This window comes from Amaricoccus solimangrovi, from assembly GCF_006385685.1.
Lineage (GTDB): Bacteria > Pseudomonadota > Alphaproteobacteria > Rhodobacterales > Rhodobacteraceae > Amaricoccus > Amaricoccus solimangrovi.
The window spans coordinates 1-2,113 of sequence record NZ_VFRP01000086.1; the positions used below are offsets into that span (position 1 = coordinate 1).

Consider the following 2,113-nt stretch of genomic DNA (forward strand, 5'->3'; position numbering starts at 1 on the left):
GTGGTGGAGACCGAGATGTGCTCGGGCCGGACGCCGATCGTCTGGGCGTCGTAGCGCGCCGCGGTCGGCCCCTCGACGAAGTTCATCGTCGGGCTGCCGATGAAGCCGGCGACGAAGCGGTTGCGGGGCTTGTTGTAGAGGTCGAGCGGGCTTCCGACCTGCTCGATGTTGCCGGCCGAGAGCACGACGATCTTGTCGGCCATGGTCATCGCCTCGACCTGGTCGTGGGTGACGTAGATCATCGTCTTGCCCAGGCTCTGGTGCAGTTCGGAGATCTCGAGCCGCATGGTGCCCCTGAGCGCCGCGTCGAGGTTGGAGAGCGGCTCGTCGAAGAGGAAGGCGGAGGGCTGGCGCACGATGGCGCGCCCGATCGCGACGCGCTGGCGCTGGCCGCCCGAGAGCTGGCCGGGCTTGCGTTCGAGGTAGTTGGTGAGGTTGAGGATGCGCGCGGCGTTCGCGACCTTCTTGTCGATCTCCTGCTGGCTCTCGCCCGCCATCTTCAAGGGGAAGGCGATGTTCTTGCCCACCGTCATGTGCGGGTAGAGCGCGTAGGACTGGAACACCATGGCGAGCTTGCGCTGCGCCGGGGCCGCGCTGGTCACATCCTTGCCGTCGATCATGATCGTGCCGGAGGTGGTGTCCTCGAGCCCGGCGATCAGGCGCAAGAGCGTGGACTTGCCGCAGCCCGAGGGGCCGACGAAGACGACGAATTCGCCGTCCTCGATCTCGAGATTGATCTTCGGGATGATCGTGACCGGACCGAAGGACTTGTTGACGTCGCGCAGTACGATGTTGCCCACTTGCTTTTCCTCCGGTTCTCTACTTCACCGCGCCGAACGTCAGGCCGCGCACGAGTTGCTTCTGGCTGAACCAGCCCATGATCAGGATCGGCGCGATCGCCATGACCGATGCCGCCGAGAGCTTGGCCCAGAAGAGCCCCTGCGGGCTCGAGAAGCTCGCGATGAAGGCGGTCAGCGGCGCCGCGTTGGTCGTGGTCAGGCGGATGGTCCAGAACGCCTCGTTCCAGGCGAGGATGATGTTGAGCAGCAGCGTCGAGGCGATGCCGGGCACCGCCATCGGCGTCAGGATGTGCCAGATCTCGCCCCAGAGCGTCGCCCCGTCCATCCGCGCCGCCTCGAGGATCTCGCCCGGGATCTCGCGGAAATAGGTGTAGAGCATCCAGACCACGATCGGCAGGTTGATGAGCATCAGGAGCACGGTGAGCCCGAGCCGCGTGTCCATCAGGCCAGTGCGCAGGAAGATGAGATAGATCGGCACCAGCACGGCGGCGGCCGGCATCATCTTGGTGGAGAGCATCCACATCAGCACGTCCTTGGTGCGCTTCGTCGGCGCGAAGGCCATCGCCCAGGCGCATGGAATGGCGACGATCAGCGCGAGGATCGTGGAGCCGACCGCGAGGATGACCGAGTTCATGAAGAACTTCAGGTAGTTCTGCTGGTGCTGCACCTCGCGGTAACTCTCCAGCGTGAAGGAGGGCAGCAGCGTGAAGCCCGAGATCGCCTCCTGCTCGGTCCGGAGCGAGGTGATGATCGTGTAGAGGATCGGGAAGAAGATCAGCAGCGCGACCACCCAGGCGGCGATCGTGTAGCCGACGCGGGTGCGGGTTGAAACGGCGCGGGCCATGGTTTTCCCCTCAGTCCAGGTTCTTGCCGACGAAGCGCATCAGGAAGATCGCGACGATGTTGGCGAGGATCACGGCGACCACGCCGCCCGCCGCCGCGCCGCCGACGTCCTGGTTCAAAAGCGCGGCGCGATAGATCAGGAAGGGCAGGTTGGTCGATGCGTAGCCCGGGCCTCCGTTGGTGGTGACGAGGATCTCCGCGTAGACGCCGAGCAGGAAGATCGTCTGGATCAGCACCACGATGGTGATCGCGCGCGCCATGTGCGGCAGCGTCAGGTACCAGAAGCGCGAGAAGATCCCGGCCCCGTCCATCTCCGCCGCCTCCTTCTGCTCGGAATCGAGCGATTGCAGCGAGGTGAGCAGGATCAGCGTCGCGAAGGGCAGCCACTGCCAGGCGACGATGACGATGATCGAGAACAGCGGATAGGCGCCGAACCAGTCCACCGGCCGCAGCCCGACGCTCTGCGCGAT

Annotated in this window: 3 protein-coding genes; all 3 read right to left on the reverse strand. The window is 65.2% G+C overall.

Annotation, left to right across the window (positions count from 1 at the left end; translation table 11 throughout):
• Window positions 1-800, reverse strand: an 800-nt coding sequence (locus FJM51_RS23270; RefSeq protein ID WP_140456469.1) for an ABC transporter ATP-binding protein, incomplete at its 3' end; no start/stop codon positions are given.
• 19 nt (window positions 801-819) lie between these two features.
• Complete coding sequence (locus tag FJM51_RS23275; protein ID WP_140456470.1) at window positions 820-1,644, reverse strand: carbohydrate ABC transporter permease; 825 nt, start codon at window positions 1,642-1,644, stop codon at window positions 820-822.
• 10 nt (window positions 1,645-1,654) lie between these two features.
• On the reverse strand, window positions 1,655-2,113 hold a 459-nt coding region (locus FJM51_RS23280; protein WP_140456471.1), incomplete at its 5' end, for a carbohydrate ABC transporter permease.